The 26,559-nt window shown below is 43.5% G+C and carries 29 protein-coding genes and 2 tRNA genes; 7 read left to right on the forward strand and 24 right to left on the reverse strand.

The genetic code is table 11. From position 1 onward, the window contains the following. Positions 1-2: 2 nt before the first annotated feature. The 4 genes from TRQ7_RS07610 to TRQ7_RS07625 form a co-directional block, all read right to left on the reverse strand. Positions 3-1,241: a pitrilysin family protein gene (locus TRQ7_RS07610; protein WP_015919736.1), complete on the reverse strand. Its 1,239-nt coding sequence runs from the start codon at positions 1,239-1,241 to the stop codon at positions 3-5. Next, positions 1,213-3,336, reverse strand: coding sequence for a polyribonucleotide nucleotidyltransferase (gene pnp, locus TRQ7_RS07615; RefSeq protein WP_015919737.1), 2,124 nt, complete (start codon positions 3,334-3,336; stop codon positions 1,213-1,215). The genes TRQ7_RS07610 and pnp overlap by 29 nt, the downstream gene beginning before the upstream one ends. A 73-nt stretch (positions 3,337-3,409) precedes the next feature. After that, a complete protein-coding gene (gene rpsO / locus TRQ7_RS07620; RefSeq protein WP_015919738.1) occupies positions 3,410-3,679 on the reverse strand; it encodes a 30S ribosomal protein S15 in 270 nt (89 codons plus the stop codon). Between the two features lie 103 nt (positions 3,680-3,782). Next, positions 3,783-3,858, reverse strand: a tRNA-Gly gene (locus TRQ7_RS07625). Positions 3,859-3,962: 104 nt separating this feature from the next. Here TRQ7_RS07625 and TRQ7_RS07630 point away from each other — a divergent pair. Then, positions 3,963-4,039, forward strand: a tRNA-Met gene (locus tag TRQ7_RS07630). Between the two features lie 154 nt (positions 4,040-4,193). Here the strand turns inward: TRQ7_RS07630 and TRQ7_RS07635 are convergent. From TRQ7_RS07635 to TRQ7_RS07645, 3 genes are read right to left on the reverse strand one after another with little or no spacing between them, the layout of a single operon-like run. Next, a complete protein-coding gene (locus TRQ7_RS07635) occupies positions 4,194-4,631 on the reverse strand; it encodes a pyrimidine dimer DNA glycosylase/endonuclease V (protein WP_012896509.1) in 438 nt (145 codons plus the stop codon). A 4-nt stretch (positions 4,632-4,635) separates the two neighbouring features. Further along, on the reverse strand, positions 4,636-5,328 hold the full coding sequence (locus tag TRQ7_RS07640) for a hypothetical protein (protein WP_004081539.1): 693 nt from the start codon (positions 5,326-5,328) through the stop codon (positions 4,636-4,638). Between the two features lies 1 nt (position 5,329). Beyond that, on the reverse strand, positions 5,330-6,295 hold the full coding sequence (locus TRQ7_RS07645) for an aromatic ring-hydroxylating dioxygenase subunit alpha (RefSeq protein ID WP_012311161.1): 966 nt from the start codon (positions 6,293-6,295) through the stop codon (positions 5,330-5,332). A gap of 123 nt (positions 6,296-6,418) precedes the next feature. Here TRQ7_RS07645 and TRQ7_RS07650 point away from each other — a divergent pair, with 123 nt between their 5' ends. Further along, positions 6,419-6,721, forward strand: a complete 303-nt coding sequence (locus TRQ7_RS07650; RefSeq protein ID WP_011943902.1) for a hypothetical protein — start codon at positions 6,419-6,421, stop codon at positions 6,719-6,721. Between the two features lie 283 nt (positions 6,722-7,004). Here TRQ7_RS07650 and TRQ7_RS07655 read toward each other — a convergent pair whose 3' ends face one another. From TRQ7_RS07655 to TRQ7_RS07695, 10 genes are all read right to left on the reverse strand, one after another. Then, on the reverse strand, positions 7,005-7,394 hold the full coding sequence (locus tag TRQ7_RS07655; protein ID WP_038051066.1) for a hypothetical protein: 390 nt from the start codon (positions 7,392-7,394) through the stop codon (positions 7,005-7,007). A gap of 44 nt (positions 7,395-7,438) precedes the next feature. Beyond that, a complete protein-coding gene (locus TRQ7_RS07660; protein WP_004083341.1) occupies positions 7,439-7,822 on the reverse strand; it encodes a helix-turn-helix transcriptional regulator in 384 nt (127 codons plus the stop codon). A 133-nt stretch (positions 7,823-7,955) separates the two neighbouring features. Continuing rightward, positions 7,956-8,213, reverse strand: coding sequence for a hypothetical protein (locus TRQ7_RS07665; protein WP_041844565.1), 258 nt, complete (start codon positions 8,211-8,213; stop codon positions 7,956-7,958). Between the two features lie 110 nt (positions 8,214-8,323). Then, complete coding sequence (locus TRQ7_RS07670; protein ID WP_041844362.1) at positions 8,324-10,018, reverse strand: ABC transporter ATP-binding protein; 1,695 nt, start codon at positions 10,016-10,018, stop codon at positions 8,324-8,326. Positions 10,019-10,037: 19 nt separating this feature from the next. Then, positions 10,038-11,756 carry an ABC transporter ATP-binding protein gene (locus TRQ7_RS07675; RefSeq protein ID WP_041844363.1) on the reverse strand — a complete coding sequence of 573 codons (1,719 nt, stop codon included), beginning with the start codon at positions 11,754-11,756 and terminating at the stop codon, positions 10,038-10,040. Positions 11,757-11,762: 6 nt separating this feature from the next. Further along, positions 11,763-12,479, reverse strand: a complete 717-nt coding sequence (locus TRQ7_RS07680; protein ID WP_004083331.1) for an ATP-binding cassette domain-containing protein — start codon at positions 12,477-12,479, stop codon at positions 11,763-11,765. A 9-nt stretch (positions 12,480-12,488) separates the two neighbouring features. Then, on the reverse strand, positions 12,489-13,301 hold the full coding sequence (locus TRQ7_RS07685) for an ABC transporter permease (protein ID WP_004083333.1): 813 nt from the start codon (positions 13,299-13,301) through the stop codon (positions 12,489-12,491). Positions 13,302-13,308: 7 nt separating this feature from the next. Further along, entirely contained in the window at positions 13,309-13,494 is a 186-nt protein-coding gene (locus tag TRQ7_RS09545; RefSeq protein ID WP_004083335.1) for a hypothetical protein, read from the reverse strand. Further along, complete coding sequence (locus tag TRQ7_RS07690) at positions 13,463-14,806, reverse strand: radical SAM protein (RefSeq protein ID WP_236681695.1); 1,344 nt, start codon at positions 14,804-14,806, stop codon at positions 13,463-13,465. The genes TRQ7_RS09545 and TRQ7_RS07690 overlap by 32 nt, the downstream gene beginning before the upstream one ends. A gap of 1 nt (position 14,807) precedes the next feature. Next, a complete protein-coding gene (locus tag TRQ7_RS07695) occupies positions 14,808-16,136 on the reverse strand; it encodes a radical SAM protein (protein WP_011943909.1) in 1,329 nt (442 codons plus the stop codon). 967 nt (positions 16,137-17,103) lie between these two features. Between TRQ7_RS07695 and TRQ7_RS07705 the strand changes: the two genes are divergently transcribed. The 5 genes from TRQ7_RS07705 (at position 17,104) to TRQ7_RS09915 (ending at position 19,582) form a co-directional block, all read left to right on the forward strand. Continuing rightward, on the forward strand, positions 17,104-18,666 hold the full coding sequence (locus TRQ7_RS07705) for a hypothetical protein (protein WP_041844364.1): 1,563 nt from the start codon (positions 17,104-17,106) through the stop codon (positions 18,664-18,666). 96 nt (positions 18,667-18,762) lie between these two features. Continuing rightward, positions 18,763-18,981: a type II toxin-antitoxin system HicB family antitoxin gene (locus tag TRQ7_RS07710; protein ID WP_004083352.1), complete on the forward strand. Its 219-nt coding sequence runs from the start codon at positions 18,763-18,765 to the stop codon at positions 18,979-18,981. Beyond that, positions 18,978-19,208 carry a type II toxin-antitoxin system HicA family toxin gene (locus TRQ7_RS07715; protein ID WP_008195297.1) on the forward strand — a complete coding sequence of 77 codons (231 nt, stop codon included), beginning with the start codon at positions 18,978-18,980 and terminating at the stop codon, positions 19,206-19,208. The genes TRQ7_RS07710 and TRQ7_RS07715 overlap by 4 nt, the downstream gene beginning before the upstream one ends. A gap of 22 nt (positions 19,209-19,230) precedes the next feature. After that, entirely contained in the window at positions 19,231-19,443 is a 213-nt protein-coding gene (locus TRQ7_RS07720) for a hypothetical protein (RefSeq protein WP_004079908.1), read from the forward strand. Continuing rightward, positions 19,433-19,582 carry a type II toxin-antitoxin system HicA family toxin gene (locus TRQ7_RS09915; protein ID WP_081434644.1) on the forward strand — a complete coding sequence of 50 codons (150 nt, stop codon included), beginning with the start codon at positions 19,433-19,435 and terminating at the stop codon, positions 19,580-19,582. The genes TRQ7_RS07720 and TRQ7_RS09915 overlap by 11 nt, the downstream gene beginning before the upstream one ends. Positions 19,583-19,652: 70 nt before the next feature. Here TRQ7_RS09915 and TRQ7_RS07725 read toward each other — a convergent pair whose 3' ends face one another. The 7 genes from TRQ7_RS07725 to TRQ7_RS07755 all read right to left on the reverse strand — a co-directional run bounded on the left by TRQ7_RS07725 (position 19,653) and on the right by TRQ7_RS07755 (position 26,496). Next, a complete protein-coding gene (locus TRQ7_RS07725; protein WP_004079909.1) occupies positions 19,653-21,395 on the reverse strand; it encodes an ABC transporter ATP-binding protein in 1,743 nt (580 codons plus the stop codon). A 280-nt stretch (positions 21,396-21,675) separates the two neighbouring features. Then, positions 21,676-22,047 carry a heme exporter protein CcmB gene (locus TRQ7_RS09800; RefSeq protein ID WP_236681763.1) on the reverse strand — a complete coding sequence of 124 codons (372 nt, stop codon included), beginning with the start codon at positions 22,045-22,047 and terminating at the stop codon, positions 21,676-21,678. 183 nt (positions 22,048-22,230) lie between these two features. Then, entirely contained in the window at positions 22,231-22,665 is a 435-nt protein-coding gene (locus TRQ7_RS07735; RefSeq protein WP_004079914.1) for an ABC transporter permease, read from the reverse strand. Positions 22,666-22,882: 217 nt separating this feature from the next. Then, complete coding sequence (locus TRQ7_RS07740) at positions 22,883-23,689, reverse strand: ABC transporter permease (RefSeq protein WP_004079915.1); 807 nt, start codon at positions 23,687-23,689, stop codon at positions 22,883-22,885. Further along, the gene (locus tag TRQ7_RS07745; protein ID WP_008195309.1) at positions 23,683-24,444 is read right to left on the reverse strand and encodes an ABC transporter permease; all 762 of its coding nucleotides are present in this window, start codon (positions 24,442-24,444) and stop codon (positions 23,683-23,685) included. Before TRQ7_RS07745 ends, TRQ7_RS07740 begins: the two co-directional genes overlap by 7 nt. Beyond that, a complete protein-coding gene (locus tag TRQ7_RS07750) occupies positions 24,395-25,171 on the reverse strand; it encodes an ABC transporter ATP-binding protein (RefSeq protein ID WP_004079917.1) in 777 nt (258 codons plus the stop codon). The genes TRQ7_RS07745 and TRQ7_RS07750 overlap by 50 nt, the downstream gene beginning before the upstream one ends. Then, positions 25,168-26,496: a radical SAM protein gene (locus tag TRQ7_RS07755; RefSeq protein WP_004079919.1), complete on the reverse strand. Its 1,329-nt coding sequence runs from the start codon at positions 26,494-26,496 to the stop codon at positions 25,168-25,170. The genes TRQ7_RS07750 and TRQ7_RS07755 overlap by 4 nt, the downstream gene beginning before the upstream one ends. Positions 26,497-26,559 lie beyond the last annotated feature (63 nt).

The following is a 26,559-nucleotide window of genomic DNA, read 5'->3' on the forward strand; positions in this document are numbered from 1 at the left end:
CCTCAAACTATCATTTCATGATTTTCAAGAATCCTTCCCGACTCAGGGCCTATGCCGAACACACTCCATTTCCCAGATAAGAATTTTTCGTAAGCTCTCTGGTACTTTTCCTGGGTGACGGTTTTCACTTTTTCCACACGATCTTCTAGGGTTTCCAGCGAACTGTGTGAGAGATTATCGATGACAAAACTCATCATTCCAGCCGGGTTGTCCGTTATCATCTCCAGTTTTCCGAGGTACCTCATCTTTCCGTATTCAAAATTCCTCATGAAAAGATCCCTGCTGGAGAGAACCGCTCTGAGTTTTTCGAAGAACTCTTCTATCTTCTCCGGAGACAGAGCAGCGTAGACGATCAGAATTCCTGTCTCCTTGAGTGTGTAGAGCTGGGAAAACACGTCGTAGACGAATCCTTCCTTCTCTCTTATCTCGTGAAATAGAATCGAACTCATGCCGCTTCCCAGGGCGGTGTTCAAAACAAAAAGAGGGTATATATCCTCGTCTTCTCTTCCACAGACAGGCTTTGCGATAGCGACATGCACCTGTTCCAGATCGTTCCTCACTATATACCTGGGCTCTGAAAAGTGAAAAGATGGCGAAGGAGGAAGATCGTTTTTCCCTTCTGATTTTTTCAGGTCTTTCAAAATGTCCTCAAGGAACTTCAGATATTGATCCTTCACTTTTCCGGCAAGAACGATCTTTGTGTCTGAAGGGCTGTAGTTTTTCCTGTGGTATTCTCTGAGATCTTCTGCTGATATCTTCTCTATGGTTTCTCTTCTTCCTATGATCGGTCTTCCGTAAGGTCCGGGCCAGACCGTTTCGATCAGGGTGTCGAACAGTTTGCTCGTGGGATCGTCCTGTGCCATCTTGTACTCTTCGATTATGATCTTTCTCTCTATTTCCGTGTCTTCTGGTGAGAAAACGGGATGGAAGGTGAGTTCCTTCAAAACATCTGCAGTCTTTTCGAAGTGAAACTCAGGCACTTTTGCATAGTACGCCGTAGCGAGTTTGTCTGTGAAAGCATTCAACGATCCACCAACCACTTCAACAGTGTATTTGAGTGAGAAATGATCGTATTTTTTTGTTCCTCGAAACGCCATGTGTTCTATGAAGTGAGATATTCCTGCGAGTTCCTCCGGTTCGTGTGCCGATCCTTTTTTAATTAAAAAGGCGCAGGAGACCGTCCGCGCCTTGTCGAATGGGATAATGAAGGTTTCAATGTCGTTTATTGTGCACTTCTCCATGCTGGGGACTTTCCTCCTTCACACGCTTGAACTGAAGCCTTCCAAGATCGTCTATGTTTATAACCTGTACCTTTATCGTATCACCGACCTTCACCTTTTTCAAGAACTGTCTCATATCCTCTCCAACCTTGCTTTGATGGAGCAAGCCGATCTTTCCGGGCCTTACCTCTATGAACAGTCCATAAGGTTCTATCCTCGTGATCTTTCCTTCGAGGATCTCTCCCACTTCTATTTCTTTGGCGATTTCCCTTATGAGTGCTATTGCATTGTCAACGTTTTCCTCGGAGTTTCCAACCACCTTGACAAGACCTGTTTCATCGTCGATTTCCACTTTCACGTCGAAATCTTTTATGATCTTCTTTATGACCCTTCCACCGGGGCCTATGACGTCTGCCACTTTATCTGGATCGATCTTCGTCACCTTTATGATGGGTGCGTACCTGGACAGGTGTGGTCTTGGGGCAGAGATCGTTTCGTACATCTTATCGAGGATGTACATTCTGGCCTCTCTTGCCTGCATGAGCGCTTTCATGAGTAGTTCATCGGAAACACCGGAAACCTTACAGTCCATCTGGAAGGCGGTGATTCCGTCTCTTGTTCCTGCCACTTTGAAGTCCATATCACCGTAGTGATCTTCCATTCCGATGATGTCGGTGAGTATGACTTCTGCATCTTCTTCGAGGATGAGTCCCATGGCTATTCCGGCAACGTGTTTTCTGATAGGAACTCCTGCGTCCATCAATGCAAGGGATCCAGAACACACCGTTGCCATGGATGAGGAACCGTTCGATTCGAGGATTTCAGAAACCACCCTTATGGTGTAGGGGAACTCCTCCTCGGGTGGCAACATGTTCTTCAGGGCCCTTTCTGCCAGGTGCCCATGCCCGATTTCCCTTCTGCTCGGTCCTCTCAGAGGCTTCACTTCACCGGTACAGAAGGGTGGGAAGTTGTAGTGAAGCATGAACCTTTTTACGCCTTCTTCAAGGAGTGTGTCTATGATCTGAACGTCCATGGGAGCTCCAAGCGTTACGATTCCAAGACTCTGCGTTTCTCCCCTTGTGAAGAGTGCAGATCCGTGTGTCCTTGGAAAAAGTCCCACTTCGCAGGAGATAGGCCTGATTTCGTTTGGTTTCCTTCCATCTGCTCTGATTCCCTTCTCAACGATCAGGCGTCTCATCGTCTTTTTAACGGCTTCTTCGTAGAGTTCGGAAACAAAGGGTTTTATCTCCTCGGGATCAACGATGGAAAGTGCTTCTGCTGTCTGACTGAGGAGTTTTTCCTCGTACTCTTTGAGAGCAGCCTCTCTTTCTTTTTTTGCTTTCACAAGAATTCTTCTTTCGAGTTCTTCTCTGTCCAGAAGGCTGTTGAATGTTTCAACCAGTCCTTCTGGTGGTTCTGGTTCAACAACGGGGATCTTCTCGACGTTGAACTCCGAAAGTATCTCTTCCTGGAAATCGACGAGCTCTTTTATAACGGAGTGTGCAAATCTCAAAGCCTTTACCATATCCTCTTCTGAGACCTCTTTGGCTTCACCTTCAACCATGGTCACGGCATCCTTCGTTCCCGCGACGGTGATATCCATAAGACCTTTTTCGATGTCCTCCTCTGTGGGGAAGGCTATGAACTGACCATCCCTGTAGCCTATTCTGATGCCAGCAACGATTCCTTCGAACGGAATCTTCGAGACGTTCAGGGCGAGTGATACGGCAAAGATGCCCACTACATCGGGTGGAACGTTTGGATCCGCTGAAAGCACCGTCACGATCACCTGAATCTCATTTCTCAATTTTTTTGGAAAGAGAGGCCTTATTGGCCTGTCGATGAGACGGGCTGAGAGAATGGCAGATTCACTGGGCTTCCCCTCTCTTTTGATAAAACCACCGGGGATCTTTCCAGCGGCATAGAACCTTTCCTGGAACTCAACGGTGAGAGGGACAAAATCGATTCCCTCGATCACCTTGTCAGAAATGTTCGCCGTTGCCAGAACAGCTGTGTCTCCAAATCTCACCAGAACGGCTCCACTTGACTGTTTTGCCACTTTTCCATGTTGGACTACGAGTTCTCTTCCGAGAATCTCTCGTCGCCACTCTTTCATGTTTCCATCACCTCATCCTGTTTAATTTAAATCAGGAAGCGGGCAACAAGCCCGCTTCCCCCTCCTGAAAATTTTATTTCCTGATACCTAACTTGGCAATGAGTTCTCGGTAGACTTCTGGTTTTTTGCGTCTCAAATACTTCAAGAGTTTCCTTCTTCTTCCGATCATCTTCATCAGGCCTCTTCTGGAGTGAAAGTCCTTGGGGTGCTTTTTCAGGTGTTCTGTTAAGTGTTTGATCCTCGCTGTGAGAAGGGCGATCTGTACCTCAACAGAACCGGTGTCGTTTTCGTGAATCTGAAACTCGTTGATGATCTCTTTCTTCTTTTCTGGGTCAAGCGCCACTTCACCACACCTCCATCTTTCAGTCTCCGCCAGTCCAGGTTTCCCCGGACTGGGGTCGAAGATGATTATACCACAAAAATATACCCCGGCGTTTGCCGGGAAATGGAGCGGGCGACGGGATTCGAACCCGCGACCCCCAGCTTGGGAAGCTGGTGCTCTACCAGCTGAGCTACACCCGCTCGTCTGTTTTTAATTTTATCATATACCACAGAGAACTTGCAAGATACCCTCCCCTTGACAGGCAACAAAAGAAATGCTATAGTATAAAAACGGATCTAGACGGTGCGGGGTGGAGCAGCCTGGTAGCTCGTTGGGCTCATAACCCAAAGGTCGTGGGTTCAAATCCCACCCCCGCTACCAGATCGATATGAACAGCCCGGCCGTTTTGGCCGGGTTATTTTGTTTTTATGGGTTCTTGCCTTAAGTGTTCGTGGATAGAAAAGGATATGACTGTATCCAGTGAAAGAAAACGAAGGCATGAGAACGGGGTAAACCAGAAAAGGTTCGTATCCATTCAAGGGAAGACTCCTTTTTCCCAGTGTTCTACTTTTCCCTCGATGATCAGAAACACAGGACTGGCGTGGATATCCTTTTCGCTTTTCAATGTTTCATATCGCTCTGGATCTCTTTTCTGAAGTTTCTTGAGGAGGTGGTGAAACTCATATTCAAGTTGGCCCTTCGTGACCGGGATCTTTTCCTTGAGTTCCACTACCTCTATCTTCCTGATGTCAAAGCGGTAGCCCCTCCTTTCCGCTTCCCTCCATACCTCAAAGAGGTAGGCGTTTATGGCCTTTAACGGCTCTGAATGGTTTTTAAAACGTTCAAGCTGCGGGTGGTTTCTGTACCCCCTGGTCTTTCCTTCGAGCACTTTTTTAGCCAGTAAACTTTCCCTCCAGAGTGCCACGAGCCCTTTGGCGTCAAGGTATTTTGGGTGGAGCGACCAGAGACGCAGGTTCTCACCTCCACAGGTATGGTACTATGCTATAGCCCGTCCAGAAGAGCGGGCCGAGGTTCAGAAGAAAGTGTGGTATGAACGTGAAAACCATGTTTCCGGACTGACGCCATACCACTATGTGGATGAACCCTGAAATGGTCGTCATCAGCACAAACGCCACCCCAAAGAATCCCTCGGGACTTGCTACATGGAGGAACTTTGTCCAGAACATCGTGTGTATTAGCCCCACGAAGGCGGCGAAGAACACCAGGCCTGCAAGGCGATATCTGAGCCTGGGTTTTTCAGGGTACAGGTCCCATGAATCAAACAGGTAGAGCCAGAGTATCTGTTCGGTCGAAGCATTCACCGGAGCCCACAAAAGTGCCGTAAGGAGAACACCAAACCGGTCAACTTCCTCAACTCTAATCCGTGCCTGGTAGGCAAAGAATAGGGCCGTGAGTATTACAAGGACGTTCACATAGAACCACTTGGGAGGCTTTTTCGGGAAGGGTGTTCCATAGCCTACAACGCCTCTTCTCAGCTTCACAAGGCCCCAGGCGAGGGAGTAGTAGATAAGCATGGGAATGAGGACCCCGCTCAGATCATAGAGCCATCCCGCCACAGCAGGGAGAGAGAAGGCTATTACAGCTGAAAGCAGGAGGTCAAGGTGCTTTGGTCTCCATGAAGTCGGGTCATAGGTTTTCACTCCGGACATCTCACTGACCTCCACCAAACAGGAAATCAATCAGTTTCTTTTCCTTATAAAGCCTTTTGCGAAACTCCATTATGGGCAGGTCACCCTGGACGAGGACATCTTTCCTTATGTCCCTCTCCTGGGTCTCCACAACTCTCCTATCCTGGTGGAGGATTATCCTGTTTAAGGGCATGCTTAAACGGGCTATGATGGAATCAACGGGTTTCAATCCCGTCATTTTCACGTAAAAGCGGAGGTATATCATGGTTTTCTGCCTGTCCACGGGAACAAAAAAGGCTACCACTCTCGTACCTTCACTTATGTGGTTCTGCCAGAGGTTGGGAAATATGAACTCAAGGTAAACCCTCGACTCCTCCCCGCTGAGTTCCTCGGGTCTTTTGACCCTCTGCCCCCTATCGACCTCGTTGAACACGTAAAAAATGAAACTGTCTTCGTCTATCCACTTGACGACGGGGCCGTGGACCAGGGTCCTGTTTCCCCGGCCTATGGTGGTTCTGTGGACGAAAGGTAGGTGCATGACGTCGAGCTGGTTCTCAACCGCCCTCGGGAACGGGACGTTCCAGAGCTCCCTGAACTCCGCATAAGCGAAGTCCTCATCTATATCATCGAAGAACTTTGGCTCCTTCTCTGGCTCTCCTTCTCCGAACCAGAGCCATATTATGTTATTTTTTTCGTAAACCGGGTATGAATTAACCCTAAATCTATCAGGAACTTTGTAGTTCTTCCCGAGGGCCGGTATAAGCCTCACCCTGCCGTTACCGTCGTACTCAAACCCGTGAAAGGGGCACTGGATTCTATCGTTTATAACCTTCCCCGCTGAGAGCCTAGCCCTCCGGTGCACGCAGAAGTCTTCCAGGGCGTAGACTTTTCCCAAGCTGTCCCTCCAGAACACCAGGTCTCTCCCGAGTCGCCTAACTCCAACGGGTTTTCTCCTCACCTCATTCGATGAAAGAACTGCAAACCACATTGAAGACACTTCTTGCGGCGCCCCCCCATCGTCCGTTGTTTGTTTTTTCTTAATGATACCATAGTTTTGGAATTGGAAAAAACGAGAGTGATCTCAGAACGGTCGAATGAGGAGGTGATTGTGGTGATCAGAAAAACTGTGAAGGGTACAGACGGCAGAGAGTACACTTTTGTGGCAAAAGAAGGAACGTTTGAAAAGCTTACAGGGCTTGGTACGACCATCAGAGGGCACATACCTGGAACGGACTCTCCTTTCTACGGCATTTTAGAAGACGGAGAAGAAGGCCTCAGAGCCTGGATTATGACGTTTCGTGTTGTAAACCGTGTTCCCATCGACAGTGAGACAGAAGAAGAACTTGTTCGTCTCTTTTTACCACTAGTGGAACGAAGAAGAATAGACCGTTCTATCTTGCTGTACGTTGAATGAAGCCAGATGGATGTCCGGTCTTTTCTGGGACAACCTCATTTACAGAAAACACATCCCCTCCAGGAAATTGTGATAAATATCTCTTGATGTGTTAACATAAAAACACAAAGTTGGATCATATGCGAAAAGCTTAGAAATGTTATGAAGATAGAAGTGCCCGAATGATTTCAAACTATCCTATGTTATGATTGAAATAACGCATCTTTTAAATATGGCAATTTAACTAGGTTCGTTCAATATGTTGCATTTATTGATAAACAATCCGCGAAGTTAACTCTGGCGACTAATTTTTTATTTCAACTTTTGTGAGGTCCACCATTGGGATAAGTATAGGATGAATTCCCATTTGAGCAGTCGTTGTAGCGATGAAAGAACGGGCTATAACAAGCAAGTTCATCAAACCGTTGTACCTGCAGAGATTATCAAATAAATCCTTTTCGCTTTCTTTGAGATCAGCTTCGAAATTACCTTTTATTCTCACATAAATATCATGAACCTGCACGTTTTCTTGCTTTCCTTCTATGTGAACACCCAAAATAATGCTTCTAAAAAAACTGTTGCCCTGTCGAACTATTTCTTCAAATTCTGTTTCGAGTTCGAGTTGGTAATCAATAAAATTGCCTTTTACTTCTTTTAACTGAAATTTTGCTTCTTCAATGAAGTAACCCAGCATTCTGAAAAAACTCCTTGAAGGGATAATACTATTTTTTTGCTTCATCATGCAGCGACACTCCTTTGAGCTTCAAAAGATGTGATTATTTCTTCAGACACTCCAAAGCCATATCTTGGTGATTTGTTTTCTTCTTCCGGCAGTAACCCAAGAGATATTTTGATTTTACCACCAAGTGCAGCGACTATCTTTGCCAGCACCCTAATAGATATGTTTTTCTCTCCTGTTTCAATTTTTGAAACCATAGACTGGGATACTCCGAGCTTTTTGGCCAGATCTTTCTGGGTCAGGTTGTGCATCTTCCTATAGGCTAGCAGCTGGCCTCCTATCTGAGACATCACTTCGATAAAAACTTTTTCCTCTTCAGAATGATGAAATCCCATTTCTTCGAACAATTCAAAAACATCGGAATACTTTTTGAATTCCTTCACCTCCGGCACCTCCTCTTAGATCTTTCACAATATTCCCGTGATCTTTTGTAATCTTTTCTCTGCATTGTTTATAGCTCTGTCATAATCGCTGCTTTTCTTCTCTAAAAAAGCGCAGAGAAAAACCACATAGTTCTCATAGAAAGAAAAAAATGATCCTTATATTTGGATTTTTCTTTTCCAACCTAAGAGCATATAAATTCACATCACCAGTCCCTTTGAGTTTTTCAAAGTAAGGCTGCACTAAGACTTTTTCTCCTTCAACGGCCAGAGAATTTATCAGACTTTCATATTTCGATATCAATTTATCCCTTCTTCGTTTTGGAACATATCTTTTTATCAGTTCTTCGAATTCTTTCTGAAACTCGTCCAATGCTATTATCTCTTTTTTCATGAACACCGTCCTTTCCCCTATACACCCGTTAGCGATTATAACCTATAGGTCATAATTTTACAAATGGACGATTTGTTACAATTCAGTTGACGTGTGGCAGAAAAATCGAATCACCCTACCAGCTGGCTCTTCACAATTTCTCTGTAGAGGGAAGATTTCTTCATGAGTTCTTCATGGGTACCTTCATCTTCCACCCTCCCATCGTTCAGTACAATGATTCTGCTGGCCTTTTTTATGGTGGAAAGTCTATGAGAGACGATGATCACGGTCTCGATCTCATTCAGAATTTTTTCAAGGATCTTTTCCTCTGTTTCGCTGTCAACACCGGACGTAGCCTCGTCCAGAATCAGAACCTGCGGTTTTCTTATCAGGGCTCTTGCAAGGACGATTCTCTGTCTCTGACCATCTGAGAGTCTTGTCCCTCTTTCTCCAACAACCGTGTCTATTCCGTTTTCCAGTTCCTCAACGAAGTCACACTCGCACATTTTGAGAACATTTTCGATTTCATCTTCTGGGAAGTCTTCAAAAAGGGTGATGTTGTTTTTGATGGTGGTGTCGAACAAAATATCGTTCGATCGAACAAGAACGATGTTTCTTCTGAGTGATTGGAGAGAGTACTGTTCGATGGGAATGTTGTTGATGAAGATCTTACCTTTTGTGGGTGTAAGAAAACGGTTGAAGAGAGAGACAAGTGTACTCTTTCCCGCACCGGATCTTGCTACTATGGCTATCTTGTCTCCTGCTTCTATCTTTATGTTCAAATCCCTGAGAATTTCTCTGCCATCCGGGTATCCAAAGAAGACATTTTGAAAACGTATCTGTTTGAAATCTTTGAGTTCCTTTTCACCATCTTTTTCAATGTTGAGTTTCATAACATCTGAAATTCGCTTTTTGTATATCTTTGATCTCATAAAGTCCAGAACAGAGCTGTAAATATCGCTTATTGAGGAGTAAAATCCGCTGATAAAGTAAAAGAACGAGATAGCACTTCCAATTGTTATCTCCCTTTTTGCGATGAGAAAAGACGATAGAGCAACGACGGCTATTGGAAGCATGCCGTTCAGGAAAGGATATAAACTTTCTGCCTTCGTCACCACGTTGAAGAGTGTGTTCGATGTTTTCAACCACAGGTTGGATAGCCTTCCGAACTCCTTGGTGAAGAACCTCTTTGATTCAAACGCTTTGATAACCGCTGCACCACTCAACGTTTCGTTTATGAATTTGATACATTTTTCAAAATTCAAGCGTTCTTCTTCCTGATGCTCCATTATCTTCCGTCTGGACGTTGATAGTGGAAAACTGTAAAAGGGAGATAAGAGCAGAGCAATGAGAAGAATCTTTGGACTGAGCTGATAAAATGCAAATCCGAGCAATCCTACCTTGAACGATGTTGCCACAAAATCTGGAATAGTGAATGAGTGCAAACTGGTTATGTACCACCCATCGTCGAAAATACGGGTTATTATCTCTCCCGTGTTTTTCTTTTTCAGTTCAAGCATATCAGCGTTGAGCATTAACTTTATCTGATTTCCAACCAGATTCTTGAGCATGCCGACATTGTTGACAGCGGATATGAAACTTGCCATGAAATCGAAGATGATAGTTAATATGAGGAATACGAGAAACAGCAGGATGTCTCCCAGGAACGCTGAAAGCTCCTTTCCCTGAGTGACCCTGTCAACAGCACTCTGAAGCAAAGTGACCCTTCTGGAATAGAAAAAACCTGAGGCAATCAAACTTGCGGTTGTCAAAATAACGAGTGCCATGTGATTTTTTCTCAGGAGGTGAAATTTTTCCATTTTCATACCCGCTTTTCCTCCCGGTTTATTCTTCCACGAACTGCTCTCTCAAGATCTCTGAGTATTTTTCGCACCTGATGATCAGTTCATCGTGAGAACCAGAGTTCAGGATCCGTCCATCCTCCATGACGTATATCTTTCTAGCCTTCCTTATAGTGGAAAGCCTGTGTGAGATGATGATCACAGTTTCTACTTCTTTCATAATTTTTTCGAAGATTCTCTCTTCCGTTCTGCTGTCAACACCGGACGTAGCCTCGTCCAGAATCAGAACCTGCGGTTTTCTTATCAGGGCTCTTGCAAGGACGATTCTCTGTCTCTGACCATCTGAGAGTCTTGTCCCTCTTTCTCCAACAACCGTGTCTATTCCATTTTCCAGTTCCTCAACAAAGTCACACTCGCACATTTTGAGAACATTTTCGATTTCATCTTCTGGGAAGTCTTCAAAAAGGGTGATGTTGTTTTTGATGGTGGTGTCGAACAAAATATCGTTCGATCGAACAAGAACGATGTTTCTTCTGAGTGATTGGAGAGAGTACTGTTCGATGGGAACACCGTTTATGAGAATTTCACCCTCTGTAGGAGACAGTAGCCTGTTGAAAAGAGAAACGAGCGTGCTCTTTCCTGCACCGGATCTTGCCACAATTGCGATCTTATCTCCAGAGTTTATCTCGAGGTTCAAACCAGTGAGAACAGGTGTTTCATCGTATTTGAAATGCACGTTTTTCAACTGCAATTTTTCGAACCTTTCAAGATCTATTCCGCCTGCTCTTTCAAAAGGCAGGGAAAACACTCTTGTGAAATTTTCCCAGTTAGGAAGTGTTGAGAAAAACATCGTCAGACCTGTGAGTGCCATTCTTACAATGTCGTACATCCAGTTCATGTAGGACTCAAAGGCCAGAAGGGTTCCAACACTTATCTCACTCTTCCAGAGAAGGTAAACACCGAAGGCAAGGACAATGGTACTCCCGGCCCATCTGTTCATCTCGATGTTCCTGTTCGAAAGTTCGTTTACCGTGCTGTGGATGATGCTTGCTCTGCTCCACTCTCTGGCACTTGAATCGAGGAAATCTCTGAGAAACAAAAGGCCAGAAAACTGTTTGAGAACCGGTGTTCCTTCCACCACTTCTCTGGATCTTTTCAAAAATCTCTGGTAGGCTTCCTGGTCTTTCTGAGATGTCCTGATGACTATCTTTTTCAGGATTGAAGTCGACACAAAAAACAAAGCGATGCTCACCAGAACCACAAGGGCAAGTTTCACGTTCAGGATGAACAGAAGCGAAAGAACAACAAGGAAAAATCCCAGATTAAAGAAAAACTGAAGCCTCGCAAGATAAATCCCCGAGGCCACCTTCGGAATATCCCTCATGAAGATCGAAAGATAATCACCGGTGTTCCTCGAGTTCAGAAAAGATAGTGGAAGTGTCAGGATTTTCGCATAAACCCCCTTTGATTCCTTAGCCCGTGATGCGTTCAGCAGGTGTTTCGCAACTGAGAAGTTCAGTCTGTACATGATGAAGGACTGAGACACAAGAACGACAAAATAAAGTATGGAAAACAGAGCGACTTCTTCTACAGAACCCCTGTAGAACGCACTGTCGATGGTCTTTTTTATGAGAAGTGGAGTGAGAACGTTGGTGGTTAAAAACAGGCTCTCCAGTAACAAGAAGATCGGATAGTACCTTTTGTATTTCCTCTCGAATTTTTTGATATCGTCTCTGACGTTACTTGCTGAGAAAAATTTCATAGCCTCTCAATCCCCCGGAAATGCCTGTATCTCTAAAATACCTCTCAACACTGCCGCCAAATCTTCCTTTTTTGGAGAAAATTCGAGAACTTTTTCGCCCTTTTTCAAAACGATCACCCTGTCTGCGATCTTTAGATCCTCCAGGTCATGACTTGCAAAGATGACGATTCTACCACTCTCTTTGAGTCTTTTCATGATCTCGTGTATCTTCAATCTCGTTCTGAGATCAACTCCACTGCACGGCTCATCGAAGATGTATATGCTCGCCTTTTTCATCAGGGCTCTTGCCACATCAACTCTTTTTTTGTACCCGGTGGAAAGTTCCATGTACCTCTTTTTCCTGCACTCCAGAAGACCCAGTTCCTTCATCACTCTTTCTGTTTCTCTCTTCAGCGTTTTTCCAAGAAGGTCGTTCAACATACCAAAAAACTTCAGATTCTCTTCCACACTCAACCTGTAGTAGAAGCTCCTCTCATACCCGGTTGATATGCTGACCTTTTCTACTGCAAAGGAAGGCTTTTCCACGATGTTCACACTGTCTATGAGAACCTTCCCTCTGTCAGGAATGAGAAAGGAGGCTATAACCTTCAAAAGCGTCGTCTTTCCAGAACCGTTCTCGCCGAAGACCGCCGTGATACTTCCTTCTTCCGCCTCAAAACTCACTTCCCTTAAAGCCTGTGTTTTCGGAGGGTATTTCTTCCAGACATCGATCACCTCTAGCACGTTTTCACCTCAGTACCAGCTCAGACTTCCTCTCAATCGGGCCTGATTGAAGGATCTTTTGAACGCAACGATTCCCGCTGATATCAATACTGTTCCTGTTGCTGCAAGAAGAACCAGTCCTTCCGACACACTGGAAAGGTGTTCGCCTCTCATGAGGACTCTTCGCAAAAGGTCTATGCCATAAGTGCTGGGAATGAGGTACGAAACAGGTCTTATCCAGTCTGGAAGAATTTCCACGGGAAAGTAGATACCAGAAAACAAGCCACTGAGTGTGGTGTAAAGCCACCCCACAGGATCTCCTCTTTTTGTGACGAGAACGATGGACGCAGAGAGAAGGCCAATACCCATGAGAGGAAGCATTACAGTGAAAAGAACAACCAGGGCTTCAAGAAAGTTCGGTGTGATATGAACCGAGAAGAGATAGACCAGTCCCAGAAAAATCAGTGTGATGTTCAGCGTGGTGAAAAAGAAGGAAGACACGAAACTGAAGAGAAAAAGCTGCCAGAGAGGTGTCTTTGAAAGAAGGATGTACTCGAGAGTTCCCATGCTCTGTTCTCTCTGTATGACACCTTTGAAGGTCATGAGGGCAAGATTCGTGTAAGACATGAAAACAGAACCAGTGATGAAGTACGCCAGGATGTCACCACCGTATCGCTCTATCAGGGGAAAGTAGTTCCCCTGTGCGATGAATTTTCCAATGAAACCGAACTGGACAATTCCCACAAAACCGGATAAGAGCCCGAGAACAAGCTGTGTTCTGTAAGAAAGCCAGATGAGGATATCTTTTCTAATGAAGTACAACGTTTTGATCAGAAGTTTCAAATGACCTTCACCACCAGAGGAAAATTCGCTTCCACCATGGAACATGATCACATTCGGTGTTGCAAAGGCCTACACAGTGACTGTTCGTACATTCATCACAGTTTCCCACTCTGTCTCCACATCGGTCTTTCAGACTATCGCAGAAACTCAGATAGACCTTTTCATCCACCACTGGATCGTTGAGAAATTCCATGAACGGCACTCCTCCTTTTGTAATCTGCAACTATCTTTATAAACTCATTTAAATTGTACCTCAACGGGATGCATGTGTGAGGCTTTTTTACCTTTGAGGATTTCAGGGTTCTATAAACCACCCTGTTGAAAGCACATCCACCCATACAGAAAGGAAGCACAAGGCATCTTCTGCATTCTTCGTCTTCAAGTGGGTCATACGTCAACCACTTCAAATACGATCCAGTGAATTCGACTCCGGTTTCTTTCAAAAAACCTGAACAGTTCTCCATACCAAGTTCTCCCCAACATTTGTACACTCTTCCATCCACATCGACCACGAAACTGTTCTTACACATGGCATCACATCTTGCAAAACGTGGTTTTTTGAAATATTCAAAAGGATACTCAGGAATTTTCTCCCTGATGTACCACCACAGCTTCGTTTCTATCTCCGCAAACTCTTCTGTGTTCAGTGCTGTGTCCTGAAAGCCTGTGGGATTTCCCTCAACGATCTCTATGGGCTGGAAATTGAACTCCACTCTCAACTTTTTCTCTGCTATCCTATCGATGAGTTTCTTCACATCTTCAATGTTCTCTCTAGACACGTTCACTCTGATCTGAACGAATAAGCCTTTGTTGACAGCACGAAAGATATTTTCGAAAATGGTGCTGAAAGTTGGAGCACCGTTTCTGGCTTTCCTGTACCGATCGTGGTACACCTCTGTACCGTCCAGTGTTATGTCCAGTGCCTTTATTCCTGCTTTCTGAAGATCATCTACCATCTTCTCCGTCAGAAGGTAGCCATTTGTCACGATGAAGGAATCGTACTTCACACCATATTTTTCGCAGAGTCTTTTCAGTTTGCTGCTCAGATTCACCACTGTTTCTTCCAGAAGCAAAGGTTCTCCCCCGTAGAAAGTAACGCTCAGCAGGTTTGGTTTTTGGTATTCTAATTTTCTTTCCACATCCAGGAGGAAGTTGCTTTGCACTTTTTCAGAAATGTAGGATCCTGAGGAAATATGAATTACCTTCTGATAACAGTAAACGCAATCGAAGTTGCAGGAGTGGGTTAAAACAATTGTGTATCTCAAAAATCTATCACTGTAGCGATACGTGTTGAAGCGAAATTTCAGAAACTCCAGTTCATCGAAGTTGTCATCAAGCAAAAACATTCCCCGTTTCAACTTTTCAACTTCCGCTTTCGAAAGTTCTGCCGAGGAAGGATCTTCCAGGGTCTTCAGTACCTTGTTGGTGTTTTTCCTATCTATCCACAGAAGGGCTTGAGAAAGCGTGTTGAACAAAAGTGTGCCATCGCTTTCATTTATTACCAAATTAAATCTCGAAGGCTTCATGTCTTTCGACCTGCCTTTCAAGGAGTTTTATCCTGTACCATTCCCTTGCGAATTTCTCCGGATCCTTTTTCTCTTCAGGGCATCCCGTTTTGCCATCGAACCTGGCACTTCTACATCCTCCCATGCACACAGGAAGGAGTTTGCACCTCATGCATTCTTCGCTTTCGAAAGCATCGAAAGAATGCCATCTGAGATATTTTTTCCTGTCGTATTCCAGTCCTCGGTTGGTCAATCTTCCTATCTCCATGCCTTTTCCCACTCTCACTGTGCATGGATACAACTCTCCCTGTGGACCTATCACAACAGAAGACACACAGTCGTACTCACAGTATCTGTTTTGCACAAGAACGGGAAGAAACACATTGAAGCCTCTTTTCGCAGCACTTTCGTAGAAATTGAGAATGTTCAGAGACTCCCGATCTCTGATCTCATAGACCTTCCTGAAAAAGAATTCCCTGCTGTTCGATCCAAAAATCCACCTGAAATATACCCTCGTTCTGTCTTTCGGAAATCGCTCCAGAACGTTCAGAAACTCTTCTACACGATGGAAGTTGTCAGGTCCCACATTCATTCTGAACGTGACCTGAAGTTTCTCCGTGACCCTGAAGAGATTCTCCAGATTTTCCACAATGGTGTCGAAAGTTCCCTTGCCACCTTTCAAAGGCCTGTATTTATTGTGAACATCTTCTGGGCCATCGATCGTTATTTGAACGTTTCTTATTTCGAGCCTGTCAAACCATTCCGCTTTTTCTTTGTCGAGAAGGTATCCATTCGTTGACATGGAGGAGTGAAAATCCACATTGTTTTCTCTGCATGCTTCTATCAGCGATGAGTTTACGAACTTCACCACGTCAAAACACAGGAGGGGTTCCCCGCCGAACCAGCCTACACTTATAGATCTTCTGGTTCGAATCAGCCTTTTCAGATATTCTACGATCCTTTCTGCCGTTTTCGCTGTCATCGAAGGTCCTGTTTTCGATTCATAGCAGTAGATACAATCAAAATTGCATGCCAGGGTGGGTATGATCGTGACCATAACCGAGGAAGAATCATAGCGGGTCATTCTGTTCATAAGTTTCAGATGCTCTATTTCGTCGAAGTCCTCATCAACGATATACCCACCGTAGATCAAATCTTTCTTTATGGAAAGCCATTCTTCAGGGATCTCTTCGTCTGGATCTTTGAGAATCTTCTCTGCAATTTCTGCTTTGCTTTTTTCCAGACGAGCGATCGCTCTGGTTAGAAAGTTCACAAACACAACGTAGTCGCCATCTCTGAAAATCACATTGTATCTTGAAGGTTTGAACACGAAAGATCCCCCTTAGTTTTTCGCCAAACAGCTGGTACAGTTCGCGTTTGGAGAACACACCAGACAACCAGCACACATGTCATCAAAACATCCAGAACAGTTCAAATCCCAGCAATCACAATTGGGATTTGTAGAACAGCAAAGAGGAGAAAGAGAGTTATCTGGGAAATTCAAAAATTCCATGTTATTACCCCCACGGTAAATATTTTTAGCACGCACAATCGTTGCATACTGTGTTTATGCAATCACAGTTACCGTTCTTATCACAACACATGATATCTCCAACTGGTTTAAAAACCTCTAATGGATCGTTCAGGAACTCCATAAGTTTTCACCCTCCTTCTTATGGCACAATACACAGTGTGCATAGAGCATTACAATCACATACCGCATTGCATGAAGGGTCACATATCCCATTACAATCCGGATTGAAACACTCAGAACAGTTCCCATTACTTTGACAACACTCCAGTCCAATCTTTCCTATAGTCGGATTATTTAAAAATTCCATGACTTACTCTCCTTTCCATTTTTTATTTTGCTTTAAATATCCTTTATTGATACTAATAATGCCCTTTAACTTCATTTAGTCAGATTGTAAGTAACAGCAAAAGGTTAAAAACTCTGATTTCCAGCAGTTGAACCTTTGAAAGTAACCTCACAAGTAGCTGCACTTTTGGGTGCAACCTGAACCTGTTCCGTAATCTCACTTTTCCAGGAATGCGTTTCGTTATCTGTCTTCACTTTGTCAGCGAAAATGATTGTAGACAGGAGAACGAGTATCAAAAAGATTATCATCAAAACCCTTCGCATTCTGATCACCTGTCATCACCTTATCAAACCTTATATGGTTTTCAAGTTTTGGCTGTTCCAAAATCCTCTTTAAAAGCACATTTTCAGCACCAGATTTCATGGGCTTTGAAACAATTTGGTTTTTTGAGGTATAACTATAACAGAGGGAGTAAAGATGAAAAGTATAGAAGGCCTGAAAGAGACATTCAAGTACGGTGCTTTTTCTCTTCCAGCAGTGAATTACATGCTACTCGAAGAAAACCTTCCAAAAGAGTGCAGAGAGGTTCTCTGTATACTGAAACTCGCTTGGAAAGGAAACTTCAAAGAAGCGATTCAGAAAACAGATAAAATTTTGAAAAGCTGCAAATCCGAAGCAGCGAAATATTTTCTTTTGGCGAACAAACTGGCATTTTTAAAATATACAGGCAAAGTAGATATGAATCTGTACAGGTACCTGAAAAGAAACCTTCCCAAGATGTCAAAATCAATAAGAGATACTGTGATCGTTACTTTAATAAACTTTGAAGCAAGCGGAATAAAGCCACTACGGAAGGTGAGGGTGTGGAAAAACGATTACAGAAAATCCACACTTTCCTTTTTATATCTTTCCCTGGCAAGAAGGGAAGCAGATTCTGGAAGACTCTCTGAGGCGGTACACGATTACATACAGGCCTACAGACTATCCAGGGAGGTTCCTCACCCAACCTGTATTGTTTCCTCCCTGAACGATCTTGCATGGGATATCAGGGAAAAACATCCAAAACTTGCCCATGCTCTTTCTCAAGGAGCCGTTTTCTGGCTAGGATACTACAGAGAGGAACCAGGAAATCTCTTTGGAGCCCTGGATACTCTGTTTGTTGTGGAAAAAGACATGGATTCACCGTCTATCCACAGCACTGCACATATCATCGTTTCGCTTCCCGTACCAGAAGATTATCTGTCTCTACTCAAAAAAGCGAAGAAATTTGTGTTGGACTACACAAGATCAACTTATCCGAACACAAGTCAGTTGAGAAGATATGTTGAAAAGGTCGCTTGGAAAGGAAAAACTCTCAGCTCCAAAGGTATCTCAGATATATTGAAAGGGAAAACAAAAATGATTCGTGCAGATACGATAAGAAAACTGTTGACATCTGGTGTTGATACAGGGGCACCTTTTCCTGTCTGGAACGAGTGGATAAAGATGGAGATTGAAAGAAAATACAGGGAGTCGTCAGAAAAGCTTAAAGAGCTCCCCTTTCATCAGAGACAAATCCTTTTTCTTACCACCTACATGGCTCTTCTTGATAGAGAGTTCCTTTCAAGGAAAGAAAAGCTCAAAAAGGCATATACACTCCTTGAAGATATTGAGTCGTTCGCTGATTTCATGGCAAAAGATCACCGGACCATGGAATTTGTTGTTTCAATGGTGAAGGCTCATCCTTTCATTGAAGGAAGAAAAGAAGCGCTGAAGAAAGCCCTTGAAAGGATGAAAAGAAAGAGACTGGAAAGATTCACGCTAAGGTACATCGAGATGAAAGAGCCTGACAGAAAACTCCTTGATAGATTTCTGAGGAATTATGGAAGGTACGATGGGGTGAGGTTTGGAATCAGGTTGAAAGGGCCGGATGTGGTGAGAGAGTTTGCAAGTAGGTACTCTCTCAAGGTTCAACCTCTGTTTGTTGCTTTCTGGTGCGAAGAGGACGGCAGAGCAAGAAGAAGACTGGAAAGAGTCTTGAAGCATATGGTCCTGAATTGAACCCGGAGTTCCAGCCTTAGAATCTCTTTCTCCTGCTATAATTTAATCGAAATTGCCATATCATTTGTCATGATGGAAAAATGAGGGGTGAAAAACGTGCGCAAAATTTTCACAGCTATCATTGAATACGATCCTGAAACAAAGCAATATGTTGGAATGGTTCCGGACGTTCCGGGTGTGCATACTGTAGGTAGTTCCTTAGAAGAAGTGAGAAGGAATTTAAAAGAGGTGCTTGAACTCGTATTGGAGGAAGCAGGAGATGAAATAAATCACCAGGAATTCGTGGCTCTTGAGATGATAGAGGTGGAAACTTGAGTTATCTTCCAATAGTTGATCCAAAAACTATGGAAAAGGTTTTACTGAAACTTGGATTTCAACGTGTTCGCCAAAAAGGAAGTCATGTGTTCTACAGGCACAGCAATGGCAGATATACGACCATCCCATTTCATGCAAGAGCCTTGCCCAAATCACTTATAAGAAAAATCATCCGTGAAGCGGGTATATCAGTGGAGGAATTCAAGAAAGTACTTGAGAATCTGTGATCTCCTCAGGGAGATTGGGAAGATGGAGACGCAAAAGGAGATAGTCTTCATCGCCGTGGAATCGGAGGACGGAGGATACATCGAAAAAACTGAGAGGTATTCGATATTCACGCAGGGAGATACCTGGGAAGAGCTCCTTGAGATGATAAAAGATGCGGTCAAATGCCATTTCGATGAGGGTGCTCCTAAGTACGTACATGCTCGCTTTGTGAAGGATGTGACGATTGCGGTATGAAACTACCGAGGGATGTATCTGCGGATCGTTTGATAAGTTAGAAGATCTAGAATATGAGGTTGTCAGACAACGAGGGAGTCACGTACGTCTCTCCTATAGAGGAAAACACTTCATAACCGTACCGGTTCACAAGATGTAGTTGCGTACCATGGAATCAGCATTGAACAACCCCCATCCCCCCTGGATTGGAAGGTTGTTGTAGATTGATTTCAGACATCTTTATCAGCGATCCTTTTCGATTCATTCACGTACGTTTCTATTATCCTTCTGAACGTTGTGTTGTTTTGCATCAACTCTTCGAACCCTCCGACAGACGAAACTTTTCCGTTTTCAAGGAAGATTATCTTACTCGCAACCCTTATGATATTCGGTTTGTGCGATATCATGATGGCTGTTTTTTCTTTCAAAAATTCAATCAATTTCTCCAGTAAGAATTTTTCTGTTATCGTGTCCAGGTTTGTGAGAGGTTCATCCAGAACAACAACTGGTTTGTCTGCATAGAAGAGTCTGGCAAGTTGTATCCTCTGTTTTTCTCCTCCTGAGACGAAACTTCCTCCTTCTCCAAGTTTTCTTCCTCTCAGATGTTCTATTCCAAGTTCTTTTATGATTCTTTCGAGTTTTTTCTCATCGTACTCTCTTCCAAGAACTATGTTGTTTTCCAGAGTGTCGTTGAATATACCGACGTTCTGAGAATAAAAAGCAACATGTTCGAAAACAGCCGAGGGCATTACCTGCTTCAGATCGTTTCCAAAGAGTTTCACCACACCTTCGTAGTTCTGTTCCAGGCCAAGCAGTATGTTCAGCAGAGTGGACTTTCCTTCTCCGGAAAGTCCCACTATGGCAGCAATTTCACGGGGTTGAATCGTGAAACTGACCTGCTTTAAAATGGGTTTTCCTGGCTCGAAGCCAAAAGTAACGTCTATCAGTTCATAAACAGGACTTCCGGGAACGGGTTTTATTTCACGTTTTTTGAAGGTCTCTTCAGCACGTTTTACCTCATCGAAGTAGTCAAGTACAGCATCGAGGTTCGCCGACACTCGTGTTATGACACGTGCCAGTTCTCTGAACATGTACAGAGGTGCCGTCACAAAAGAAAAGTATGTCCACAGTGCCCATATCGTTCCCACGGTCATCTTTCCGTCTATCACAAGGTATGCTCCGTAGGTGAGAATGAAGAGCCGTGTGAAATACTCCGGCAGGTTCACCATCAGTTTGTCGAATCTTGAGCGGGGAAGTTCTGCCTTCAAAACGGTGTCTGCCACCTGCTGATACATCGTCTCGCACTCTTTCTGACGTTTCTTTTGAGCTTCTCCGGCAAGTACTTCGTGGATGTTTTCAAACGTCTCGGTGATGAAACCTGTTACACGACGTAGAATTTCATACATCTGTGCGTACGGCCGTTCGGTTACTCTGCCGATGATGTTCAGATAAATACCGACTATCACAGCGTTTGCCACAAACAGGCCAAAAAAGGCTTTGTTCCATACGAAGACGGTTGCCAGTATGAATACACTACGTATTATCACCAGAACGTTCTGAAAAAATCCGTAATCCAGCAGGAAAAATGCGTCGTTGAGTTGATGGTTTATCAGAGTGGCATAGTAGGCAGAGCCCTGTTGTTTTAGCTTTTGCCAGGGAAAGAAAAACGACTGGCTGAAAATGCGACTGGACAGATCTGCTACGGCTCTGTACTTTGCTTTCAGGTAGATCTGGTCTCCAGCGTACGTAAGAACGAAAGACAGTGCATAGAGAAATCCAAGAAGGTAGATCGTGTTTAACCTCAGTTCCAGTCCGGCCAGCCCATCGATGACATCTCTCACAAGAAGAGGGATGAAGAAATCGAACACGACCGAAGACGTTGCAAGAAAGCCACCTATAACTATGAGCACCAGAAAACGCTTTCGAATCAGAGAGTAAAAGCGAAGAATTTTCTGGATACTCCTGAGATTCATGACTTTCCCTCCCTGGTGTTCTGGAAGATTTTTCAGAAAGGCCTTCCCATCACCAATGTTCGCTAATACATATCGATGTTTCCGTACTTTCTTGCTGCAAATTCAATCAACCGCAGTGTGAAATAGGCCAAAACGAGGTATGCAAGACCTACTGATGCTTCCCAGGCACTTGAAATCCAGGCCTTCATTTTAAATCCTTGCAGAGTGTATATTATGCTTTCGACCGAACGCGAAAGCGGCAAAAGCTGTGAAAGCCATCTGAAAAACACGGGCAGTCTTTCTACAGGAAAACTTGCACGCTTAAGATGAAAACCATCATCTCTGCAACACCAAGGAGCATGTTGATATCTCTCATCAGCAGTCCAAGAGCTGCCACCGTCATTCCGAAACTGCTCAGAGCCAGTACACCTATCGTCATATGGGCAAAAAGGCTCGCAGTAATGGAGGGATCGAGTTTTAAAAAGCAAAATGAAACAGCCAGTCCCAGAATCACCGTGGTCAGTGCATCGATTATGTGAAAAGGCATCTTTTTTAGCATTACTTTGAATTTCGATGAAGGCGAAACAACGAAGAAAATCAACGATCCCTGATCTCGCTCGGAGAAAAATATTATGCCGAGCCCTTTAAAAACGCTTATTGAAGACAGAGCCATGATATTTGCTATTATGAAAGCTCTCGCATCGTGCAGCGTTTTATATCCATATGCAAGAAGTGTTGAGTAAAAGAGCAGCCGAAAAATCGGATTGATGATCTTTTCAGCGGCATAGGCTTTCCAGTTCAGCCACAGGGAAACCCCTTTGTACGAAATCCAAAAATGTCTGAGCAGCCTCACTTCTCAAACCAGCTCCCCTTCCGCTCTGCTTTTTCTTTCTATCTTTTTGAAAAGAACATGTCCTAAAAGAAAGTAAAAAAGCGTGAGTAAAAGTGCGTTGAAAATCAAATCCTTTCCAGCACTGCCAACTTCAAAGGAATCTCTCATCAGCGTAACTGACCAGCTTATGGGAAGGAAACTGGAAATCACTCGAATCCATTTTGGAAGAATGTCTATCGGAAAGAGCATTCCCGAGATGAAATACACCGGATACTGGATCGTTGACATCCATGAAAAGGCGTTCTTTGAGAGTGTCAAAAGCGTTGCAAAAACGAAAGAGGTGGAAATGAAGGAAAGGACCAGTATCAGAAACGAACAGGCAAACATCACGGGATTCGAAATGGCAAACTCCAACTTCAAGACAAAATAAGAATAAGCCACAACCACGGCGGCTTCCATCTAATTCCCCCGCTTCAATCAATATCAGCGGATTCTGATAATGCAGAAATTTTTGCAAAGTAGCAGCCTCTGGCACTCTTTTCCAGAAAGATTGCGACCACCAACACTGCCACCAAACCACCCGCTTGCACGAGACCTATTTTCATTTGATAAATTCCCACGGTGATTGCTACTTATCCACTGTTGAACAATATAGCAATGGGACGTGAAAGAATCATCAAAAACCCTGCAACCCATTTTTCCTTCCTTTGGTTTGAAGTACCTTAAAAGAAATGGTGCCAAAAGCTAAGTACAGTAAAGATAAAACAATCAAGATGATGAATTCTTTTTTCAAGTCAAGCAATGTGTTTGTTTTCATGAGAAAATAGCGTGTGAGGTCCAACCCCCACGTAAATGGAAAAGCATATGCAAGATATTCCAGCACTTTTGGAAGAACATTCACAGGAAAAAACATACCACCAATCAGAGGAGCGGCATTACCAAGCAAACTCACCAGTTCGTCCCCTTCTTTGAATCTCAACGTGATGCCAAAAAACAGAAAGACAAGACCGAAAGAAGCGATTATGGAAAGAATAACAACACCCGCTGCAAGGGCAAACTCAACCAGGTTGAAGGTCATCAGATTCAGCAGCACTGCCAGGACGATTATCGGAACAGACTCCACGGTAACTTTCACAAGACCAAAAACCGACCACGAGAGGATGTACCCTATGGAACTCACGGGCATGATGAACAGTTCTTCCAGCTGTCCTATTCTCATGTAGTACCTCAAAGCAAAGACAGATCCCCAGAGTACCTCAACGTAGTTCCAGTAAGCTGCCCCTAGCAGGAGGTATCCGATGATGTTCTTCGTGTTCGTCGCACCGTAGAAAAACCGTACAAGGCCTGATTCTGTGCCAAAGTAATAGAGCAGGACAACGGGCATTATCGTCAGAAGGGGTGTGAGGAAAGCTCCATACCAGTCTATTCTGTATCTTTTCGCACTCAGGAAACTGGCTTTTGCAAGATACAGACTTCTCACCATGATTCCCATTCTCCTTTTTTTCGAATCTCGTTTTCTGCCTTTTTAAGCAACCATACTCCGAGGATCAGATAGGCAAAACTCAAACCTGTCAGTATCAGGAGTTGGGGAACAAAGCCACTCATGTTTCCGTTTTTTATTATGCTTCTTCCTATGGAGATGAGGTAGGTGAGCGGTATCATGTACGAGATGAGTCGAACGTAAGAAGGGAAATTCTCAACAGGATTGACCATCCCTGAGAGGACGCCAAAAAAGAATTGGGCAGTGGAATTTATGCTTCTGATTCTCTTCTTCCACAACGACAACGCTGCGAAAAATATCGAAAAGAATGTTATGTAAACACCGCTCACCGCCAGCAAAAGAAGAAAGTAAAGATGGATCTCAAGATTTATACCGGAAAAGTAGAAGAAAAGCAATGTGAAGAATGTTATGTACAGGTTCATTAGAAACGTGTCAACGGCTTTTGAGAACAAAAAAGCCAAAAGACTGATTGGAGCAAGTACCACGGAGATGAGGGCGCCTTCTTCTCTTTCTTCTGTGAATCCGTCTCCCACCCCAAAGAAGTACTGGTTCAGCCAGTACCAGAGCAGGGCTCCTATCAACACGTTCTCTGCAAGCGAGTTCACATCAGCGATTCTGGAAGAAAACACATAAGGCCCTATGATGAAAAATGGTGTCAGAGCCATGTTCACCCACACGAACCTGTATTTAAGCCTTATCTTCATCTCCTTCAGAACCAGATGGAGTATCTTCCTCATCCATATTTCGCCCCCTGATGAGGTTTTCGAACACCTCATATACTTCGCTTCTTTCGCTGCGGATATCCTTGTATCTCACTTCCATCTGTACACGACCGTTTCTAAGAAGAACAACGCAGGCATTCTCGGGAAGAACGTGAAGTACATGACTTATCATTACGATAGTCAATCCCCTCCTGTTCCGTTCATCCAAAAAACCGACCATTTCACGCACCGACGGTGGATCCAGACCGTTGAGTATCTCGTCGATGAACAGTACCTCTGGATCGTGAATTAGCGCTTTACAAATCATCAACTTTTTCCTCATGCCCGTTGAAAACTCTTCGACGGGTTTGTCTTTGTATTCGAACAGACCGAATCTTTTGAGAAGCTCTTCCATTCGTTCTCTTCTGACTTTTTTCGGTACGCCGTATACACCCCCAAAGATATCGAGGTTTTCCCAGGCAGTGAGTTTCCAGTACAGACTTCTCTCGTTTGCAAGAACCACCCCTATTCTCGCAGATAGTTTCTTCCAGTGCTTTTTCACATCAACGCCGAGAACCTTCACTTCCCCATCGTCAGGAAGCAAGAGACCTATCATGATTTTCAGCAGTGTGCTTTTTCCCGAACCGTTCTCGCCGACGATTACCTTGAAGTCTCCCTCTTCTGCGTAAAAATCAACTTTATCGAGAACTCGAAGTTCTCCGAAGGATTTCCTGACACCGGACACTTCTACGACTTTTCTCATACCAACTTCACCCTTTCACGGAACTTTGAAAATAATCTCAAAAGTTCTGGATAAGAATTTTGATGAAAAACTTTCCAGCAATCTTTCTTTGTTTTCAAAATATAGGCGTTAAACCTACAGCCACCATTACATATAGGTAAATAGATACAGTCCTTACACTCGTTGTCAGTATTATCGTTTTCCATGAATTGAGAGTAACGCCTCAAAAAGTCTATTGGAGAATTAAGAAATTCACTGTAGGAACATATCCTAAACTCCTCTCTTCCCACTCCCGAAATACAATTGTACAAATCTCCGTTAGGAGCAACAACTAGATCTGTTTCCTTATGGTAGGTACATGGCCAGATGTTGAGAAAATCCAATAGGAAAATGTCCCGTTCTAGAGCAACTTTTATAGTATTTACATAAATATTTGCATACTCTGCAATATCAGGTATATTCTCGATCGTATAGGCACAAGAACTATTTGGATGACTTAGTAATCCAATGTTGAATAAAAATCTCTCTTTTATCGTATTTTTACCGAAGATGTCTATGAGCTCATCTATCATCATACCGTATTTTTCCTCTGAATTCATTCTGTCTAAAACAGTATGGATAACTATTGTTAAATTTGTTTTATTAAGTAATTTGTTTATGTTATCTATTATTACTTCCCAAGTCCCGTCGTAGTTTTGCGAGATCCTTCTTTTATCATGAATGTTTTTTGGCCCATCTATGGTTATTTGAATAAACCTGAATTTGGAATTACTTAGTACTTCAAACATATGATTAGAAAAACTCACACCATTTGTTATTATATTGTACTGCTTGATCGGCACTTGCTCTTTTTCAGCAATTCTAATAATTTCACTCAACTTTTCAGGATAGAGAGAAGGCTCTCCACCAAAAAATGTCACAGCAATGGTCTTCGTGTCAAACAGATCCATCAAGGCTAGCCATAAATTTACTCTATCTTGAGGAGAAAGTGAACCATTTCTTTCTTTATTATGTGGTTTGATACCTTGCTGCATACAATAAATGCAGTTTAAATTACAGTTCAATGTTATGACATCTGTTATTGATAAAACAGAGCGGTCATACTTGATTTTATTCGAAATATACTTGAACAATGCATACTCATTAATATGATTCTCCAATACAATACCTCTATCTACAAAAGTTGACAAGAGAAACTCCTCATTAGCACCGTTGAGTGCAGCTTGTAATCTTCTCAGCTCATCCACATTGGTTTCCGCATAACTTCTTAACAACACGTTATAAAGAAGGATCCGGTTCTTTTCTTGTACTTTAATGAGAAAATCCGAGAATTTGTACCCTGACATACAACCACCCCATTTTTGTAGAGTACTTAATAATCAAATATTCCTAGATATTCCTAATAGAGA

This window comes from Thermotoga sp. RQ7, from assembly GCF_000832145.1.
In the GTDB taxonomy this organism is placed as follows: domain Bacteria; phylum Thermotogota; class Thermotogae; order Thermotogales; family Thermotogaceae; genus Thermotoga; species Thermotoga neapolitana.

What these genes read in the sequence shown, in the direction of transcription:
- TRQ7_RS07610 (WP_015919736.1), bottom strand. Translation starts at nt 1,241, where the DNA reads ATGGAGAAGTGCACAATAAACGACATTGAAACCTTCATTATCCCATTC.
- pnp (WP_015919737.1), bottom strand. Translation starts at nt 3,336, where the DNA reads ATGAAAGAGTGGCGACGAGAGATTCTCGGAAGAGAACTCGTAGTCCAA.
- TRQ7_RS07640 (WP_004081539.1), bottom strand. Translation starts at nt 5,328, where the DNA reads ATGTCCGGAGTGAAAACCTATGACCCGACTTCATGGAGACCAAAGCAC.
- TRQ7_RS07645 (WP_012311161.1), bottom strand. Translation starts at nt 6,295, where the DNA reads ATGTGGTTTGCAGTTCTTTCATCGAATGAGGTGAGGAGAAAACCCGTT.
- TRQ7_RS07655 (WP_038051066.1), bottom strand. Translation starts at nt 7,394, where the DNA reads ATGCTGGGTTACTTCATTGAAGAAGCAAAATTTCAGTTAAAAGAAGTA.
- TRQ7_RS07665 (WP_041844565.1), bottom strand. Translation starts at nt 8,213, where the DNA reads ATGAAAAAAGAGATAATAGCATTGGACGAGTTTCAGAAAGAATTCGAA.
- TRQ7_RS07670 (WP_041844362.1), bottom strand. Translation starts at nt 10,018, where the DNA reads ATGAAAATGGAAAAATTTCACCTCCTGAGAAAAAATCACATGGCACTC.
- TRQ7_RS07675 (WP_041844363.1), bottom strand. Translation starts at nt 11,756, where the DNA reads ATGAAATTTTTCTCAGCAAGTAACGTCAGAGACGATATCAAAAAATTC.
- TRQ7_RS09545 (WP_004083335.1), bottom strand. Translation starts at nt 13,494, where the DNA reads ATGGAATTTCTCAACGATCCAGTGGTGGATGAAAAGGTCTATCTGAGT.
- TRQ7_RS07705 (WP_041844364.1), top strand. Translation starts at nt 17,104, where the DNA reads ATGAAAAGTATAGAAGGCCTGAAAGAGACATTCAAGTACGGTGCTTTT.
- TRQ7_RS07720 (WP_004079908.1), top strand. Translation starts at nt 19,231, where the DNA reads ATGGAGACGCAAAAGGAGATAGTCTTCATCGCCGTGGAATCGGAGGAC.
- TRQ7_RS07725 (WP_004079909.1), bottom strand. Translation starts at nt 21,395, where the DNA reads ATGAATCTCAGGAGTATCCAGAAAATTCTTCGCTTTTACTCTCTGATT.
- TRQ7_RS09800 (WP_236681763.1), bottom strand. Translation starts at nt 22,047, where the DNA reads ATGGCTCTGTCTTCAATAAGCGTTTTTAAAGGGCTCGGCATAATATTT.
- TRQ7_RS07735 (WP_004079914.1), bottom strand. Translation starts at nt 22,665, where the DNA reads ATGGAAGCCGCCGTGGTTGTGGCTTATTCTTATTTTGTCTTGAAGTTG.
- TRQ7_RS07740 (WP_004079915.1), bottom strand. Translation starts at nt 23,689, where the DNA reads ATGGTGAGAAGTCTGTATCTTGCAAAAGCCAGTTTCCTGAGTGCGAAA.
- TRQ7_RS07745 (WP_008195309.1), bottom strand. Translation starts at nt 24,444, where the DNA reads ATGAGGAAGATACTCCATCTGGTTCTGAAGGAGATGAAGATAAGGCTT.
- TRQ7_RS07750 (WP_004079917.1), bottom strand. Translation starts at nt 25,171, where the DNA reads ATGAGAAAAGTCGTAGAAGTGTCCGGTGTCAGGAAATCCTTCGGAGAA.
- TRQ7_RS07755 (WP_004079919.1), bottom strand. Translation starts at nt 26,496, where the DNA reads ATGTCAGGGTACAAATTCTCGGATTTTCTCATTAAAGTACAAGAAAAG.